At 59.6% G+C, this 18,079-nt stretch carries 18 protein-coding genes; 3 read left to right on the top strand and 15 right to left on the bottom strand.

Annotated elements, in window-relative coordinates:
* Window positions 1-54 precede the first annotated feature (54 nt).
* Window positions 55-1,437 carry an oxygen-independent coproporphyrinogen III oxidase gene (gene hemN / locus AO065_RS05750; RefSeq protein WP_004880811.1) on the top strand — a complete coding sequence of 461 codons (1,383 nt, stop codon included), beginning with the start codon at window positions 55-57 and terminating at the stop codon, window positions 1,435-1,437.
* Between the two features lie 14 nt (window positions 1,438-1,451).
* On the opposite strand, the gene AO065_RS05745 is transcribed toward hemN, so the two are convergent.
* Window positions 1,452-1,919 (bottom strand): FlxA-like family protein, encoded by a 468-nt coding sequence (locus AO065_RS05745; RefSeq protein ID WP_004880809.1) that lies wholly within the window; start codon window positions 1,917-1,919, stop codon window positions 1,452-1,454.
* A 151-nt stretch (window positions 1,920-2,070) separates the two neighbouring features.
* Here AO065_RS05745 and fnr point away from each other — a divergent pair, with 151 nt between their 5' ends.
* Window positions 2,071-2,805 carry a fumarate/nitrate reduction transcriptional regulator Fnr gene (gene fnr / locus AO065_RS05740; protein ID WP_004880807.1) on the top strand — a complete coding sequence of 245 codons (735 nt, stop codon included), beginning with the start codon at window positions 2,071-2,073 and terminating at the stop codon, window positions 2,803-2,805.
* 63 nt (window positions 2,806-2,868) lie between these two features.
* Window positions 2,869-3,417 (top strand): adenine phosphoribosyltransferase, encoded by a 549-nt coding sequence (locus tag AO065_RS05735; protein ID WP_004880806.1) that lies wholly within the window; start codon window positions 2,869-2,871, stop codon window positions 3,415-3,417.
* 82 nt (window positions 3,418-3,499) lie between these two features.
* On the opposite strand, the gene AO065_RS05730 is transcribed toward AO065_RS05735, so the two are convergent.
* From AO065_RS05730 to flhA, 14 genes are all read right to left on the bottom strand, one after another.
* Window positions 3,500-3,901, bottom strand: coding sequence for a DUF2802 domain-containing protein (locus tag AO065_RS05730; protein WP_004880805.1), 402 nt, complete (start codon window positions 3,899-3,901; stop codon window positions 3,500-3,502).
* Window positions 3,902-4,381, bottom strand: a complete 480-nt coding sequence (locus AO065_RS05725) for a chemotaxis protein CheW (RefSeq protein ID WP_002554262.1) — start codon at window positions 4,379-4,381, stop codon at window positions 3,902-3,904.
* Window positions 4,382-4,437: 56 nt separating this feature from the next.
* Window positions 4,438-5,301: a CheW domain-containing protein gene (locus AO065_RS05720; RefSeq protein ID WP_004880801.1), complete on the bottom strand. Its 864-nt coding sequence runs from the start codon at window positions 5,299-5,301 to the stop codon at window positions 4,438-4,440.
* Window positions 5,302-5,403: 102 nt separating this feature from the next.
* A complete protein-coding gene (locus AO065_RS05715; RefSeq protein ID WP_004880799.1) occupies window positions 5,404-6,192 on the bottom strand; it encodes a ParA family protein in 789 nt (262 codons plus the stop codon).
* A 43-nt stretch (window positions 6,193-6,235) separates the two neighbouring features.
* Entirely contained in the window at window positions 6,236-7,123 is an 888-nt protein-coding gene (gene motD / locus AO065_RS05710) for a flagellar motor protein MotD (RefSeq protein WP_004880797.1), read from the bottom strand.
* A gap of 6 nt (window positions 7,124-7,129) precedes the next feature.
* The gene (locus AO065_RS05705; RefSeq protein WP_004880794.1) at window positions 7,130-7,870 is read right to left on the bottom strand and encodes a flagellar motor protein; all 741 of its coding nucleotides are present in this window, start codon (window positions 7,868-7,870) and stop codon (window positions 7,130-7,132) included.
* On the bottom strand, window positions 7,870-9,042 hold the full coding sequence (locus AO065_RS05700) for a protein-glutamate methylesterase/protein-glutamine glutaminase (protein ID WP_004880792.1): 1,173 nt from the start codon (window positions 9,040-9,042) through the stop codon (window positions 7,870-7,872). The genes AO065_RS05705 and AO065_RS05700 overlap by 1 nt, the downstream gene beginning before the upstream one ends.
* A gap of 51 nt (window positions 9,043-9,093) precedes the next feature.
* Window positions 9,094-11,346, bottom strand: coding sequence for a chemotaxis protein CheA (locus AO065_RS05695; protein ID WP_004880791.1), 2,253 nt, complete (start codon window positions 11,344-11,346; stop codon window positions 9,094-9,096).
* A 33-nt stretch (window positions 11,347-11,379) separates the two neighbouring features.
* Complete coding sequence (locus AO065_RS05690) at window positions 11,380-12,165, bottom strand: protein phosphatase CheZ (RefSeq protein ID WP_004880789.1); 786 nt, start codon at window positions 12,163-12,165, stop codon at window positions 11,380-11,382.
* A gap of 19 nt (window positions 12,166-12,184) precedes the next feature.
* Entirely contained in the window at window positions 12,185-12,559 is a 375-nt protein-coding gene (locus tag AO065_RS05685) for a chemotaxis response regulator CheY (RefSeq protein WP_161627625.1), read from the bottom strand.
* A gap of 255 nt (window positions 12,560-12,814) precedes the next feature.
* Entirely contained in the window at window positions 12,815-13,555 is a 741-nt protein-coding gene (gene fliA / locus AO065_RS05680) for an RNA polymerase sigma factor FliA (protein WP_002554271.1), read from the bottom strand.
* Entirely contained in the window at window positions 13,552-14,385 is an 834-nt protein-coding gene (gene fleN, locus AO065_RS05675; protein WP_003412391.1) for a flagellar synthesis regulator FleN, read from the bottom strand. The genes fliA and fleN overlap by 4 nt, the downstream gene beginning before the upstream one ends.
* Before the next feature lie 115 nt (window positions 14,386-14,500).
* Window positions 14,501-15,829: a flagellar biosynthesis GTPase FlhF gene (gene flhF / locus AO065_RS05670; protein WP_004880785.1), complete on the bottom strand. Its 1,329-nt coding sequence runs from the start codon at window positions 15,827-15,829 to the stop codon at window positions 14,501-14,503.
* Between the two features lie 11 nt (window positions 15,830-15,840).
* Entirely contained in the window at window positions 15,841-17,970 is a 2,130-nt protein-coding gene (gene flhA, locus AO065_RS05665; RefSeq protein ID WP_004880782.1) for a flagellar biosynthesis protein FlhA, read from the bottom strand.
* Window positions 17,971-18,079: the final 109 nt, after the last annotated feature.

The raw sequence follows: 18,079 nt of genomic DNA, 5'->3' as shown, positions 1-18,079 counted from the left end.
AAACACGTCCCTCGTATGCTCCGGCGCTCATCACCCCATCCGGGAAACATGCGCATGCTGGACGTCACTCCTTGGGATTCAGACCTGATCCGTCGCTACGACCTCACAGGCCCGCGTTACACCTCGTATCCGACGGCCGTGCAATTCAGGACCGATATCGGCGCTTTCGACCTGTTGCACGCGCTGCGTGACAGTCGCAAGGCGTTACGGCCTTTGTCGCTGTATGTGCACATCCCTTTTTGCGCCAACGTTTGTTACTACTGCGCCTGCAACAAGGTCATCACCAAGGATCGCGGTCGTTCACAGGCTTATCTGCAACGCCTGATGCATGAAATAGAGATGCTCGCCTGCCATCTCGACCCCGGTCAGATCGTCGAGCAGTTACATCTGGGCGGTGGGACGCCGACGTTTCTCAGCCATGACCAGCTGCGGCAACTCATGGCGCACCTGCGTGCGCACTTCAATCTGTTGCGGGACGACTCGGGAGACTACGGCATCGAGATCGATCCGCGTGAAGCCGACTGGGCGACGATGGGCTTGCTGCGTGAACTGGGCTTCAACCGCATCAGCCTGGGCGTGCAGGACCTGGAGCCTGCGGTACAGCGTGCGATCAATCGCCTGCAAAGCCTGGAGGAAACCCGGACGCTGGTCGAAGCCGCGCGCACGCTGCAGTTTCGCTCGGTCAATATCGACCTGATCTACGGCCTGCCCAAACAGACCCTCAACAGCTTTGCCTGCACAGTAGACGAGGTCATCAGGCTGCAGCCGGATCGCCTGTCAGTGTTCAACTACGCGCATCTGCCCGAGCGCTTCATGCCTCAGCGGCGTATCGAAAGTGCCGATCTGCCCTGTCCTGAAACCCGTCTGTCGATGCTGGAGCGTACGGTTTCGCAACTGACTCAGGCGGGTTATCGCTACATCGGCATGGACCACTTCGCCCTGCCTCACGATGACCTGGCGATCGCGCAGGAAGATCGCACGCTGCATCGCAACTTTCAGGGTTACACCACCCACGGACACTGCGATCTGCTCGGGCTGGGGGTTTCGGCAATCAGCCAGGTGGGCAATCTTTACAGCCAGAACAGCAGCGATCTGAACGACTACCAGAACCTGCTCGCCAGCGATCAACTGGCGACCAGACGGGGGCTGTTCTGCAACAACGATGACCGGATCAGACGCGCAGTGATTCAACAATTGATCTGCCATTTCCACCTGAATTTCGTAAAAACCGGGCAGGCTCTGGCAATCGATTTCAAATCCTACTTCAGTGATATCTGGCCGCAACTCGACGTCATGGCCGAAGACGGATTGATCGCTCTGGATACCGACAAACTCGACGTGCTGCCTGCGGGACGGCTGCTGGTGCGCGCGGTGTGCAAGGTGTTTGATACGTACCTGCCCCGGCAGCACCCTCAACCCTTTTCAAAGGTGATCTAGGCCAGCCAGACGTCTTACATTTTGGCCATGATCAGCATGCCGGCCTTGACCTTGTCGTCATTGCTGGATTTGAGCCTGTTCATCAGCGTGGAAAGGTCATCGCTGGACGTACTGATCTGCGCCTGTAGCATGCTCATCACTGCCTGCAGACCCGCCGCCTTGCTCTTGCGCTCCTCGTCAGTGAGGCTGGGATCCTTGAGTGCCTGCTGGATCTGCAAGGTCAGCTCGGCGATCTGTCGTTGCAGTTCGCGTATGGCCTTCAGCAGCTTCTGAACCGACGCCGGCAAACCACTCTGTTCGATATCTGCATCCTTGGACGACGAAGAGGCGGCTGCCCGTCCTGCAGCCGACAGGTCGACTTTCACCCCTTCTGACGCAGCGGGTGCGGCGTCGACCTTGACCTCCTGAGGCGAACGGGAAGTCACCGCTGGCGTGGCGACGGCCAGTGTGATGGCACCTACGGGCAAAGTAGTCAGGGTCATGGTGGGACGTCCCGCTGTCATTGAATAAGTACACCGCTATCGGCCGACCGGGACGAACCTTGATACCTGCGACCACTCGCAGACTGGCCCTACCTGCCTTGGGTGAGTTACCCTTACGACTTATGTGTGTTTTCCCACAAGGAATTAAGTGATGTCCGAGCCCGCCAAGTCACGTGCTTCAACCCAGGCTCATTGCAAGGATTGCAGTCTCGCCCCGCTCTGCCTGCCCCTCTCGCTGAACCTCGAAGACATGGAGTCGCTTGACCAGATCGTCAAGCGCGGCCGCCCGTTGAAAAAAGGCGAGTTCCTGTTTCGTCAGGGCGATACCTTCGAGTCGGTCTATGCCGTTCGCTCCGGCGCCTTGAAAACCTTCAGTATCAGTGACGCCGGTGAAGAACAGCTCACCGGTTTTCACCTGCCCAGCGAACTGGTCGGCATGTCCGGGATGGACGCCCAGGCGTATCCGGTCTCCGCGCAGGCGCTGGAAACCACATCAGTGTGCGAAATCCCGTTCGAGCGTCTGGATGAGCTTTCGGTGCAATTACCACAATTGCGTCGGCAACTGATGCGCGTCATGAGCCGCGAGATCCGCGACGATCAACAAATGATGCTGCTGCTGTCAAAAAAGACCGCCGACGAGCGCATCGCAACCTTTCTGGTCAATCTGTCGGCGCGCTTCCGGGCGCGAGGCTTTTCCGCCAACCAGTTTCGCCTGAGTATGTCGCGCAATGAAATCGGCAATTACCTGGGGCTTGCGGTCGAAACCGTTTCCCGGGTGTTCACCCGTTTTCAGCAAAACGAGCTGATCACCGCAGAAGGCAAAGAGGTGCATATCCTCGACCCGATCCAGCTCTGCGCACTGGCTGGCGGCGCCTTCCAAAGCTGATGCGTGCGATCCGGGGCCGGTCGGCTTAAACTGTCGGCCAATCTTGCCCCGGATCACTTTCTGATGATTTTCGATGAATTGAGCTTCAAATCCCTGATACGCCCGGTCGTGGACTTCCCCAAGCCTGGCGTCGTCTTCCGCGACATCACTCCACTCTTCCAGTCGCCCAAGGCCACCCGCCAGGTGATCGACAGCTTCGTGCAGCGCTACATCGAAGCCGACTTCAGCCACATCGGCGTCATGGACGCACGCGGCTTTCTGATCGGATCGGTCGTGGCCTACGAGTTGAACAAGCCTCTGGTGCTGTTTCGCAAACAGGGCAAGCTGCCGGCCGACGTGCTGTCCGAGGGTTACCAGACCGAATACGGCGAAGCGTATCTGGAAGTCCATGCGGACAGCCTGTGCGACGGCGACTCGGTCGTGATGTTCGATGACCTGATCGCCACGGGCGGAACGCTGATCGCGGCCGCCAACCTGATACGCCGCATGGGCGCTCGGATTCACGAAGCCGCTGCGATCATCGATCTGCCGGAACTGGGCGGTTCGAAACGCCTGCAGGCCATGGCCATTCCCACCTTCTGCCTGACCGAATTCGCGCTGGACGAACAGTAAGGCACTCTGGAGCGGGACCGAGCCGGAAGGAAATCAAGGGAAGGAAAAAGCCTGGTCACGAATGGACCAGGCTTATCAGCAGTCAGCCCGCCGGATTGCCGTGAAGCTTGGTCATCAGTTGCGCTTCTGCCTGAGTCAATCCGCAGGACTGGGTCAGCTCGTCAATGCTGGCGCCCATGCCGACCAGACGCGCCGCCTGGGCAAAGGACAGCGTGGAGGGATCGCGCTGTTCCAGTGCCGTGAGCTTGTCGGGCAACGGCGCAACGATGGCGCGCAGTTCGTGCAGAGCCTCACCCATGCGTACCGTGCCGCTCTGGAAGTTGTCCACGCGCCGGGCCAACTCCTTGATACGCTGATCACGCAAGGCAGCCGCCTCGTCACGCTCGGCGTCGAGCTTGCGCTGACGCTTGGTATGGGTCAGGAACATTCCCAGGGTGACTACCCAGAGAATGCCCAGAAAGACGACTGCAACCTCAAGAATCAATCAGATGCTCTCCAGCTCGGACCACTCTTCTTCGGACATCATTTTGTCCAGCTCGACCAGAATCAACAGCTCGCCGTTCTTGTTGCAGACGCCCTGAATGAACTTGGCCGATTCATCGTTACCGACGTTAGGTGCGGTTTCGACTTCGGACTGACGCAAGTAAACCACTTCTGCCACGCTGTCGACCAGAATCCCGACCACTTGCTTGTCGGCTTCGATGATCACGATACGCGTGTTGTCGCTGACTTCAACCGGCGCCAGGCCGAAGCGCTGACGGGTGTCGATCACAGTCACGACATTACCGCGCAGGTTGATGATGCCCAGCACGTAGCTTGGCGCACCCGGTACCGGAGCGATTTCGGTGTAGCGCAGCACTTCCTGGACCTGCATCACGTTGATGCCATAGGACTCATTGTCCAGGCGGAACGTAACCCATTGCAGGATAGGATCTTCGGAACCCTGTGCAGACGACTTATTCATACCCTAACCCCTCACGTGTGTACTCTGCGGGCGACGCGACTGGCGACGACCCATGATTATTTCGACTTGTTCAACTGCTTGACCGCGCCACTGGCTATCAACTCGGCCAACTCTGCAACGTCCAGCAACGCACACATGTGTTCGATCACTGTGCCCGCCAGCCATGGCCGCTGACCACGCTGTGTGCGCCACTTGATTTCGTTCGGATCAAGCCGCAAAGAGCGACTGACCTGATGCACCGCCAACCCCCACTCGTACCCCTGGACCGAAATCACATACTGCAAGCCCTGGCGAAAATCGTCGCGGTAGCGATCAGGCATGATCCAGCGCGCGGTATCCAGCACTTTGAGGTTCCCCGCCTGAGAAGGCAGGATCCCGAGAAACCAGTCCGGCTGACCGAACAGAGGCGTCAGCTCCTGCCCTGCCAAAGGATAAATCGACCCCAGGCACACCAACGGCACCGCCAGTGTCAGCCCCGCCACATCGAACAACAGGCATTCGAAGGGCTCGGCAGCCCAGGCCGGACGACCATCGCTGGTCGCCGGCGGCGTGGGCGTACGCTGCGGCGCCATGGTACTCAGCTCGGCAACCGGCTCGACCAGCTCGACCACCGGAACCTCGACTTCAACCACGGCCTCGGCCACGATCACCGGCGCAACTTCCAGCACCGGCGTCACCACCGGCGCCGCAACGACAACAGGCACCGCTACGGCTGCAGGGGCGGCTACAGCCACTGCGACCGGCTTTATCTGCGACTGCCTGCGCGCATCGAACGCCTGCTCTTCGAGCACCGCCGCCTGAAACTCGTCGATGCTGCTGGCCGGAACCTCCGGTTCTTCGGTCGCGTCCTGAAGCAACGCATCCAGATAGGACTGCAGGGCCAGCTTGGGTCGTGTTGCAACTTCTACAGGGCGGTTCATACCGGGGCCCAACAAAAAATGGAGCGAGTGCAGCCTGATAGAGTTATCGGCCGCATTGAGGCATCACTTGAGCTGACAGCAGAGAAAGAATGTGCGCGCATGTCAGGCCACCTGAGCATTGAGTTGCTCGGCGAGCATATGCTTGAGCAATGCCCGGTACGCAATCACGCCACGGCTCTTGCTGTCGTTCTGCGACGGCGTAAGACCGGCACGGCTGGCATCGCGCAAACGCGTGTCCACCGGCACATAGGCCTGCCAGACATGCTCGGGAAAGCTGTCGCGCAAAAGTTTAAGGGTGCCCATGGAGGCCTGGGTGCGGCGGTCGAACAGCGTCGGCACGATGGTGTAAGGCAACGGCACCTTACGAGAACGGTTGATCATCGTAAGGGTGTTGACCATGCGCTCCAGGCCTTTGACGGCAAGAAATTCGGTCTGCACCGGAATCGCCAGCTGTTGACTGGCGGCCAGCGCGTTGACCATCAACACGCCGAGCAACGGCGGGCTGTCGATCAGTGCATAGTCAAAATCCTGCCACAACTGGGCGAGGCTCTTGGCAATCACCAGCCCCAGGCCACTCTGGCCCGGCGACTGTCGTTCCAGCGTCGCCAATGCGGTACTGGACGGAATCAGCGAGATACGCTGGTCACTGGTCGGCAACAGCAGTTGCCCCGGAAGTCCGTCAGGAACGACGCCCTTGTGCAGAAACAGATCGAAAGCGCTGTGCTCCAGTTCGTCCGGGTTGTGCCCGAAATAACTGGTCATGGAGCCGTGAGGGTCGAGATCGACCACGACGACGCGCTTGCCCGCATCGGCCAGCAGACCGGCCAGGGCAATGGTCGTGGTGGTCTTTCCGACTCCACCTTTCTGGTTGGCTACTGCCCAGACTCTCATTGATGATTTTCCTTCCGTACAGCGATGACCGTACCAATACGCTTTAAGGTGCGGGTGACGGAGAATTGACAGTGTTCGCACGTACCGGCGGCTTTGCTGGCACCGGTGCAGTTTGTGTGCCAGCACGCTTCAATGCGGCGTCCGGCTGCGCATTCGCAGTGCCGGTACTGGTCAGACTGCGCCGCACATCCAGGTTACGGGAGATGACCAGCACCACACGACGGTTCTTGGCACGCCCGGTAGCGCTGGTGTTGGGGGCAATCGGCTGAAACTCGCCGTATCCGACGGATGCCAGACGCGCCGGATTGACACCGTCGATGGCCAGCATGCGGACGATACTGGCCGAACGTGCCGACGACAGTTCCCAGTTGGTCGGAAACTGCGCCGTGCTGATCGGCTGGTCATCGGTGAAGCCTTCGACATGGATCGGGTTGTCGAAGCGCTTGACGATACCGGCGACCTTTTCAATGATCGTGAACGCCTTGTCGCTGGGCATCGCATCACCGCTGCCGAACAGCAGGCTGGAGTTGAGCTCGATCTCGATCCACAGTTCGTTGCCGCGCACGGTCATCTGGTCCGACTGGATCAGATCGCCAAACGCATCACGTACATCCTGGGCAATGGTCTGCAACGGATCACTGGCCGACGAGGCGATACCGGCGTCGGTTTCCTCGCTGTCCTTGAGCAATGGCTCGGACGGCTTGACCGACACCGGACGCTGCTCGCCGATGGGGATCGGCTTCATGGTGCGCTCGGCGTCGTTGAACACGCCGACCAGCGCCTGCGACAGAATCTTGTACTTGCCTTCGTTGACCGACGAGATCGAGTACATCACCACGAAGAAGGCAAACAGCAGCGTAATGAAGTCGGCGTAAGACACCAGCCAGCGTTCATGATTTTCGTGTTCTTCGGGCTGACGACGTCGAGCCATGAGGTGTTACTCCATGAAGCCTTGCAGCTTGAGTTCGATGGAGCGCGGGTTCTCACCCTCGGCAATGGACAGCAGACCTTCGAGCAGCATTTCGCGGTAGCGCGCCTGACGATGGGCAATCGCCTTGAGCTTGTTGGCCACCGGCAGCAGGATAAGGTTGGCCGTCGCAACACCGTAGATGGTCGCGACGAACGCCACGGCAATGCCGCTGCCCAACTGACTCGGATCAGCCAGGTTGCCCATCACGTGAATCAACCCCATGACCGCACCGATGATACCCACGGTCGGCGCATAGCCGCCCATGCTCTCAAAGACCTTGGCGGCCTGAATGTCACGGGTTTCCTGGGTGATGAAATCGACTTCCAGAATGCTGCGAATCGCTTCCGGCTCGGCACCGTCGACCAGCAGTTGCAGGCCTTTGCGGGCATAGCTGTCAGGCTCGGCATCGGCAACCGTTTCCAGACCCAGCAGGCCTTCCTTGCGGGCGGTCATGCTCCAGCCGATCACGCGGTCGACGCCACCCGGCAGATCGACACGCGGCGGAAACAGCACCCAGCGAATGATTTTCATGGCGCGCATGAAAGCGCTCATGGGCGCCTGCAACAGCGAGGCGCCCAGCGTACCGCCGATCACGATCAGCGCGGCCGGACCATTGAGCAGCGCACTGAGGTGTCCGCCTTCGAGAAAGTTGCCGCCGATGATCGCCACGAACGCCAGAATAAGGCCGATCAGACTCAGTACATCCATCAGAGGCACGCCTCGACCAGGTGACGACCGATATCGTCCAGGCTATAGATTGCATCCGCCAGCTCGGCCTTGACGATGGCCATAGGCATGCCATAAATCACGCAGCTCGCCTCGTCCTGCGCCCAGACTGTACTGCCGGCCTGTTTGAGCAGACGAGCGCCTTCGCGACCGTCAGCCCCCATGCCGGTGAGCACGACAGAAAGCACCTTGTCGCCATAGGACTTGGCGGCCGACCCGAACGTGATGTCCACGCACGGCTTGTAATTGAGGCGTTCGTCACCGGGCAGAATCTTAACCGTGCCACGGCTGTCGACCATCATCTGCTTGCCACCGGGTGCCAGCAGTGCGAGGCCCGGACGCAGTACGTCACCGTCCTCGGCTTCCTTGACGCTGATCTTGCACAGCTTGTCCAGACGCTCGGCAAAGGCCTTGGTGAACGCAGCAGGCATGTGCTGGATCAGCACCAGCGGAGCCGGAAAACCGGCAGGCAGTTGCGTCAGCACACGTTGCAATGCCACGGGACCACCGGTCGACGTGCCGATGGCAACCAGCTTGTAGGCCTTGCGCTTCGGCGTGCCAGAGGTGGTCGGATGGGCTGGCGCATGCGTCTGTGGCTGGGTATGGGCTGCATGCGGCGCAGGCGCTGCAGTGCGCGGCGCAATCGTGCGTGCAGGCGTGGTCGATGCAGGTGCCGGCGCAGCGGTACGGGCAGCGGGCGCAGCGGATGAGGAAACCGGAGCAGCAGAAGCAGAACTCGCGCCGCTGAGACGACGGTTACTGCGTGAGATGCTGTTGATCTTCTCGCACAGCAGCTGCTTGACCTTCTGCGGGTTGCGCGAGATGTCTTCAAAATTCTTGGGTAAAAAGTCCACGGCACCGGCGTCCAGCGCATCCAGCGTGACGCGTGCACCTTCGTGCGTCAGCGAGGAAAACATCAGAACCGGGGTCGGGATACGCTGCATGATGTGACGAACTGCCGTAATGCCATCCATCATCGGCATTTCGTAGTCCATGGTGATCACGTCAGGCTTGAGGGCCAGCGCCTGTTCGATCGCTTCCTTGCCGTTGGTTGCCGTGCCGACAACCTGGATGTTGGGGTCCGAAGAAAGAATTTCCGTAACGCGGCGGCGGAAGAAACCGGAATCATCCACCACCAGGACCTTGACTGCCATAAACACTCCAATAGGCGCCGCAGGCAGCCGAAGCTGCCCGCAACCCCAGAATCAAATACGCCGTGCGGCGTAACGCTTGAGCATGCTCGGTACATCGAGAATCAAGGCAATGCGACCGTCACCGGTGATGGTGGCGCCCGACATGCCCGGCGTACCTTGCAGCATCTTGCCCAGCGGTTTGATCACCACTTCTTCCTGACCAACCAGTTGATCGACGACAAAGCCGATGCGCTGGGTGCCGACAGACAGAATCACCACATGACCTTCACGCTGCTCTTCATGCGCTGCCGAACTGACCAGCCAGCGCTTGAGGTAGAACAGAGGCAAGGCCTTGTCACGCACGATCACCACTTCCTGACCATCGACGACGTTGGTGGTCGACAGGTCCAGGTGGAAGATTTCGTTGACGTTGACCAGCGGGAAGGCAAAGGCCTGATTGCCCAGCATGACCATCAGGGTCGGCATGATCGCAAGCGTCAGCGGAACCTTGATGACGATCTTCGAACCCTGACCCTTGGTCGAGTAGATGTTGATCGAACCGTTGAGCTGGGAAATCTTGGTTTTCACCACGTCCATGCCCACACCACGACCGGAGACGTCGGAAATCTCGGTCTTGGTCGAGAAGCCGGGTGCAAAGATCAGGTTGTAGCAGTCGGTGTCGCTGAGACGGTCCGCAGCATCCTTGTCCATGACACCGCGCTTGACGGCGATGGAGCGCAGCACGTTCGGGTCCATACCCTTGCCGTCATCGGAGATGGACAACAGGATATGGTCGCCTTCCTGCTCGGCCGCCAGAATCACCTTGCCGCCGCGGGACTTGCCGGTGGCTTCGCGTTCTTCCGGGGTTTCGATACCGTGGTCGACCGCGTTGCGCACCAAGTGGACCAACGGGTCAGCCAGCGCCTCGACAAGGTTCTTGTCCAGGTCGGTCTCTTCACCCACCAGTTCCAGGATGATCTCTTTCTTGAGCTGGCGAGCCAGGTCACGAACCAGACGCGGGAAGCGGCCGAAGACTTTCTTGATTGGCTGCATGCGGGTTTTCATCACCGCGGTCTGCAGGTCGGCGGTTACCACGTCCAGGTTGGAAACAGCCTTGGACATGGCTTCGTCGCCACTGTTCAGACCCAGGCGAACCAGTCGGTTACGCACCAGCACCAGTTCGCCGACCATGTTCATGATCTCGTCCAGCCGCGCAGTATCGACGCGCACCGTGGTTTCGGCTTCTGTCGCGACCGGCTTTTCGCCCGTCGGGGCAGGAGCTCGGGCGGGAGCAGGTGCAGCAGCCTTGGCTTGCGCAGGCTCGGCCTTCGCAGCAGGTGCAGGCGCCGCAGCTGGCTTGGCAGCAGGAGCCGGGGCAGCGGCCGCAGCAGGTGCGGGTGCCTTGGCCACGATGGCCTCAGGCTCGAACTTGCCCTTGCCGTGCAGCTCGTCCAGCAGGTTTTCGAATTCGTGATCGGTGATTTCGTCCGAGGCTGCAGCCTTGGCTGTCACTGGAGCCTTGGCCGCAACGGCCTCGGCAGCAACCGGCGCGACGACAGCAGCATCGAACGACCCTTTGCCATGCAACTGATCCAGCAATGCTTCGAACTCGTCGTCAGTGATCTCGTCACTGGCCGGTGCGCTGCCGCCAGCCTTGGCCGCAGGGGCCGGTGCCGGAGCGGCATCGGCGGCAAACTTGCCCTTGCCGTGCAACTGATCGAGCAGGGATTCGAATTCCTGATCGGTAATCTCGTCGCTCGACGAGGCCTGAGCGGCCGGGGCCGCAGCAGGTGCTGCAATCGGCTTGGAGCCGTGCAGCGAATCGAGCAACTGTTCGAATTCGTGGTCGGTGATATCGTCGCCGCCAGCCGCCTCGGCAACCGGAGCAGCCACTTCGGCCACCTCAGCCACAGGCTCGGCAACCGCATCATTGGATTGTGGTTCAGCCAGACGCGACAGCGCCGCCAGCAGTTCCGGCGTCGCAGGCGTCAGGTCAGTACGTTCGCGCACCTGGCCGAACATGCTGTTGACGGTGTCCAGTGCTTCCAGGACCACGTCCATGAGCTCGGAATCAACGCGCCGCTCACCCTTGCGAAGGATGTCGAACACGTTTTCGGCGATATGGCAGCACTCCACCAGCTCATGGAGCTGGAGGAAGCCGGCGCCCCCTTTTACAGTGTGAAAACCGCGAAAAATTGCATTGAGCAGATCAGCATCATCCGGTCGGCTTTCCAGCTCGACCAATTGCTCTGACAACTGCTCCAGAATTTCGCCGGCCTCTACCAGAAAATCCTGAAGGATTTCTTCATCGGCGCCGAAGCTCATGGGGGTGCTCCCTAAAATTAACCGTCAACAGACCTAGAAGCCGAGGCTCGATAGCAGATCGTCTACATCATCCTGTCCGGATACGACGTCTTCACGTTTATCGGCATGAATCTGCGGACCTTCACCCTTGGAGAGATGTTTTTTAGGATCTTTTTCTGCAAGGATGGATTCTTCGTCATGTTCGATGCCTGCGAAGCGATCGACATGGCTGGCCATGAGCACCAGTTTGAGCAAGTTGCCTTCCACTTCAGTAACCAACTGCGTGACACGCTTGATCACCTGACCGGTGAGGTCCTGGTAATCCTGGGCGAGCAGAATGTCATTGAGGTGCGCGGAAACCTCGTGAGTCTCCTTCTCGGTACGCGTCAGAAAACCATCGACCCGCTTGGCGAGATCGCGAAATTCCTCGGCACCGATTTCGCGGCGCATGAAGCGCCCCCAGTCTTCGCTCAACGCCTTGGCGTCGGCGCTCAGACCGTTCATGACTGGCGTGCTTTCCTCGACCAGATCCATGGTGCGGTTGGCCGCATTTTCGGTCAGCCGCACGACGTAACCCAGACGTTCGGTGGCATCCGTGATCTGCGATACCTCCTCGGCCTGAGGCATGTGCGGATCGATCTGGAAGTTGACGATTGCACTGTGCAGCTCACGAGTCAGCTTGCCCACTTCCTGATAAAGGCCGCGGTCGCGTGTCTGGTTGAGCTCATGGATCAGTTGCACAGCTTCGCCGAAACGACCTTTTTCAAGGCTGGTGACGAGTTCCTGCGCGTGTCTTTTCAGGGTCGACTCAAAGTCGGCCATCGAATCATTGTTATCCATAGCGCCCTCGCGGCATGCATCAGCTATTGACGCGTTCAAAGATCTTTTCGATCTTCTCTTTCAGCGCTTGAGCCGTGAATGGCTTGACCACGTAACCGTTTACCCCGGCCTGTGCAGCTTCGATGATCTGCTCACGCTTGGCTTCAGCGGTGACCATCAGCACGGGAAGGCTCTTGAGGCGCTCGTCCTGACGGACCTGGCGCAGCAGATCGATACCGGACATGCCAGGCATGTTCCAGTCCGTCACCAGAAAGTCAAAGGCGCCGCTCTGCAACATCGGCAGCGCGGTCAGACCGTCGTCCGCTTCCGATGTGTTGGTGAACCCCAGATCACGCAACAGGTTCTTGATGATCCGCCTCATCGTTGAGAAGTCATCAACGATGAGGATTTTCATGTTCTTGTCCAATTCGACCTCCAAGCAGTCTTTAACGCGTTCAGCACCTGAACACGCTGTTCACTCAATACTGGCACAGCACACCCCCGGCTGTACGAAACGACGACGGGCTTGGCAAAACGACAGGTACAGACCTGAACGAACAGCCCATCGAGGCACCGCCCGACAGGCTCCTGCCTTGTCTATCCTGTTACCACGTAACGCTCTGCACAGCCGGCATGAAGCCAATGTGCGGACCAGGCCGCACCTTGACTGTCAACGCGCTCGCCACTCCCCCAAACGCCCTCGCAAACGAGCTGCGCACTGGCTGTGTAACTGACTGACCCGCGATTCGCTGACCCCCAGGACCTCTCCGATTTCCTTGAGGTTCAGCTCTTCGTCGTAGTACAGCGCCAAGACCAGACGCTCACGCTCCGGCAAATTGGCAATCGCATCGGCCAGGGCTGCCTGGAAGCGCTCGTCTTCCAGGTCCCGTGACGGTTCAAGCGAACCGCTGGCACCGTCCTCGTGCAGCCCTTCATGGTCGCCGTCCTGAAGCAGGTCGTCGAAACTGAAGAGGCGGCTGCCCAAGGTGTCATTCAAAATCCCGTAATAATCATCGAGACTCAACTGGAGTTCGGCAGCAACCTCATGATCTTTAGCGTCACGTCCGGTTTTCGCTTCAATTGCGCGAATTGCGTCGCTCACCATGCGCGTATTGCGGTGGACCGAGCGAGGCGCCCAGTCACCCTTGCGCACTTCGTCGAGCATGGCACCACGAATGCGGATACCCGCATAGGTCTCGAAACTCGCACCCTTGGTGGAATCGTATTTGGTCGAGACTTCGAGCAGCCCGATCATGCCGGCCTGAATCAGGTCCTCGACCTGCACACTGGCTGGCAGGCGAGCCAGCAGGTGATAGGCGATACGTTTGACCAGAGGCGCATAACGCTCGATCAGCTCGTACTGCGAATTCCGGGAAGCCTTGCTGTACATCTGGTAGCCGCTCGCTGTCATTGGACAGGCCCCGCACTGGTCTGGTGAACGAGTCGTTCGACGAAGAATTCAAGGTGACCCCGTGGGTTGGCCGGCAACGGCCAGGTGTCGACCTTCTGGGCAATGGCCTTGAATGCCAGCGCGCATTTGGAGCGCGGGAAGGCTTCGTAGACGGCACGCTGTTTCTGTACGGCCTTGCGCACGCATTCGTCGTAGGGCACAGCCCCGACATACTGCAGTGCAACATCCAGAAAGCGGTCCGTGACCTTGGTCAGCTTGGCGAACAGATTGCGGCCTTCCTGAGGGCTCTGGGCCATGTTGGCCAGCACCCGGAAACGATTCATGCCGTAGTCGCGATTGAGCAACTTGATCAGTGCGTAGGCATCGGTGATGGACGTTGGCTCGTCGCAGACCACCAGCAGGACTTCCTGAGCGGCGCGTACGAAGCTGACCACCGATTCACCGATGCCGGCTGCCGTGTCGATCACCAGCACATCGAGGTTGTCGCCAATCTCGCTGAACGCCTGGATCAGACCGGCATGCTGGGCAGGCGACAGATGAACCATGCTCTGGGTGCCGGAAGCGGCAGGCACGATGCGCACGCCGCCCGGCCCCTGGAGAAGCACGTCGCGCAACTCGCAACGGCCTTCTATGACATCGGCGAGCGTGCGTTTGGGTGTCAGCCCCAGCAGGACATCGACATTGGCCAGACCCAGATCGGCGTCAAGAAGCATGACGCGTCGACCGAGCTCAGCCAGAGCCAGTGAGAGGTTCACTGACACGTTAGTCTTACCGACGCCACCTTTGCCGCCAGTCACCGCAATAACCTGTACGGGATGCATGCTGCCCATGTTATTTCTTTACCTTGTCTTGCGTAGACCGAAGCCACATTGGGGGCTGCACGTTCGCGAACGAACAATGCCTGGCAGACCATCGATGCAGGGACATTCCAATAGTCTCCATCACTTAACCTACCCTTTTGCCAGGTGAGTGATAGAGGTCGGCAAACATATCAGCCATCGCTTCTTCGCTAGGCTCGTCCTGCATTTGCACGCTGACCGCGCGGCTCACCAACTGGTGGCGACGCGGGATGTGCAAATCGTCAGGAATCCGTGGTCCGTCCGTGAGGTAGGCCACCGGCAATTCGTGACTGATTGCCAGGCTCAGAACTTCACCCAGGCTGGCGGTTTCATCCAGCTTGGTCAAAATGCATCCGGCCAGGCCACAACGCTTGTAACTGTGATAAGCCGCCGTCAGTACCTGCTTCTGGCTGGTTGTGGCCAGTACCAGGTAGTTACGCGACTTGATGCCGCGACCCGCCAGGCTTTCCAGTTGCATGCGCAACGCAGGATCACTGGCTTGCAGCCCGGCGGTATCAATGAGGACCACACGCTTGCGCAGCAGAGGCTCCAGGGCCTGTGCCAGTGACTGACCGGGATCGACGTGAGTCACCGGCACGTTGAGGATGCGGCCCAATGTCTTGAGCTGCTCCTGGGCACCGATGCGGAAACTGTCCATGCTGACCAGCGCAATGTTCTGCGCGCCGTATTTCAGCACATAACGGGCGGCCAGCTTGGCCAGCGTGGTGGTCTTGCCCATGCCGGCAGGACCGACCATGGCAATTACACCGCCCTCTTCCAGTGGCTCGACATCAGGCACGGCAATCATGCGCGCCAGATGGGCCAACAGCATGCGCCAGGCCTGACGAGGCTCGTCGATGTCCGGAATCATCGACAGCAAGTCACGCGACAGCGGGCCGGAAAGGCCGACGCGTTGCAGGCGACGCCACAGGTTGGCCTGTTGCGGACGGCTGCCCTGCAACTGGGTCCAGGCCAGGGAGCCGAGCTGGACTTCCAGCAGCTCGCGCAGGCCGTTCAATTCGGAGCGCATCGATTCGAAAGCACGTTGACCGCCTGCAGGCTCGGCTGCAGGAGCCGGTGCGTAGGCAAACGGACGTGGCGGCTCTTCGAGTGTCGGTTCGATGTGGGTGTCGGTCGCGCTGATCGACTTGCCGGAAAACAACTGAAGATTGACCGAGGCATCGCTGTCGCTGCGGTTGTTCAGTTCAGCCTGGGCGGAGACGATGCGCGACTGGGTCTTGCGCAGCTCGTCTTCGAGTTCCATGTTGGGAACGCGTGGCGCCAGCGCAGACAGCTTGTAATCCAGAGCGGCGGTCAACTCGACGCCACCGGCGATGCGGCGGTTGCCAATGATGGCCGCCTCAGCGCCCAGCTCATCGCGAACCAGCTTCATGGCTTGACGCATATCGGCGGCGAAAAATCGCTTAACTTGCATGACTCACTACCTCAGCCGTTGGGCCCGACAGTCGCTACGATGGTTACTTGCTTGTTGTCAGGAATTTCCTGATACGCCAGAACATGCATACTCGGTACAGCCAATCGTCCAAATCGTGACAGCATGGCCCGGATCGGACCTGCTACCAGAAGGATTACCGGCAACCCTTGCATTTCCTGACGCTGGGCCGCCTCGATCAACGAACGCTGGAGCTTTTCAGCCATGCTCGGTTCAAGCAGAACGCCTTCTTCCTGACCCTGACCAGCCTTCTGCAAACTATTGAGCAATATCTGTTCCAACCTTGGTTCCAGAGTGATAACAGGCAGCTCCGGCTCAACGCCTACAATGCTTTGCACGATTGCGCGGCTCAGACCGACGCGGACCGCCGCTACCAGCGCGGCGGTATCTTGACTCTTCCCGGCGTTGTTGGCGATGGCTTCTGCGATGCTGCGGATGTCGCGTACCGGTACGTGCTCGGCCAGGAGCGCCTGCAGCACGTTGAGCAACGACGACAGCGACAGCACACCCGGAACCAGCTCCTCAGCCAGCTTCGGCGAGCTTTTGGCCAGCAATTGCATCAATTGCTGGACCTCTTCATGGCCGATCAGTTCATGCGAGTGCTTGTACAGGATCTGGTTGAGGTGAGTGGCCACTACCGTACTGGCGTCCACTACCGTGTAGCCGAGAGACTGAGCCTGACTGCGCTGACTGATTTCGATCCACACCGCTTCCAGACCGAATGCCGGATCTCTGGCGGTGATGCCGTTCAGCGTGCCGAACACCTGACCGGGGTTGATCGCCAGCTCGCGATCGGGATAGATCTCGGCCTCGGCCAGAATCACGCCCATCAGCGTCAGACGATAGGCGCTGGGCGCCAGATCGAGGTTGTCGCGGATGTGGACGGTCGGCATCAGGAAGCCAAGCTCCTGAGAGAGCTTCTTGCGCACGCCCTTGATACGCGCCAGCAACTGACCACCCTGATTGCGATCCACCAGCGGAATCAGGCGATAGCCCACTTCCAGACCGATGATGTCGATAGGCGTCACGTCGTCCCAGCCCAGTTCCTTGGAATCCTGAACGCGGGTCGGTGATGGCAACAGATCCTGTTGACGCTGAACTTCGGCCAGCGCCTCGAACTTCACCTGATTCTCTTTCTTCCACAACAGGTAGGCACCACCGGCTGCCACAAGGCCAAGGCCGATGAAGGCGAAGTGCGGCATGCCCGGCACCAGACCCATGACGATCATGATGCCGGCCGATACACCCAGCGCCTTGTAGGAAGAGAACATCTGACGATTGATCAGCTTGCCCATCTCTTCCGAACCGGAAGCACGGGTCACCATGATCGCGGCAGCGGTGGACAGCAGCAGTGATGGCAATTGCGCCACCAAACCGTCACCGATGGTCAACAAGGTGTATACGCGACCTGCGTCAGCGAAGGACATGTTGTGCTGAAAGATACCCACCAGCATGCCGCCAATGAGGTTGATGAACAGAATCAGCAGGCCGGCAATGGCGTCACCGCGCACGAACTTGCTCGCACCGTCCATGGAGCCGTAGAACTCGGCTTCCCCGGCGACTTCAGCACGACGGCGCTTGGCTTCAGGCTGGTCGATGAGGCCGGCGTTGAGGTCGGCGTCGATCGCCATCTGTTTGCCTGGCATCGCGTCGAGGGTGAAACGTGCGCTCACTTCGGAGATACGCCCGGCACCCTTGGTGATCACCACGAAGTTGATGATCATCAGAATCGCGAACACCACGATACCGACCACGTAGTTGCCGCCAATCACCACCTCACCGAAGGCCTGGATCACCTTACCTGCGGCGGCGTGTCCGTCCTGGCCGTGCAGCATCACCACACGGGTCGAAGCCACGTTCAGGGCCAGACGCAGCAGCGTGGCGACCAGCAGAATGGTCGGGAAAACCGAGAAGTCCAGCGGCCGCAATGCGTAAACGCACACCAGCAGCACGACGATGGACAGCGCAATGTTGAACGTGAACAGCACGTCCAGCAAAAACGGCGGAATAGGCAACATCATCATTGCCAGCATGATCAGCAACAACAGCGGCACGCCCAACTGGCCACGGCCGAGGCCTGCAAGGTTGCTGCGTGCGCTACTGAGTATCTGAGAGCGTTCCACCGATTCTTTACCTGCGCACTGGATCAAAACTTTGACGCCGACAGCGTCCTTGAACAGACCTGTTGCAAGAAGCTGTCCAACTTTTCAAAAGCCAGTGAATGCGGGGGTG

Source organism: Pseudomonas viridiflava (assembly GCF_001642795.1).
Classification (GTDB): Bacteria; Pseudomonadota; Gammaproteobacteria; order Pseudomonadales; family Pseudomonadaceae; genus Aquipseudomonas; species Aquipseudomonas viridiflava.
The sequence above is the reverse complement of the archived record's forward strand: the minus strand, read 5'-3'. Positions and strand labels throughout refer to the sequence as shown.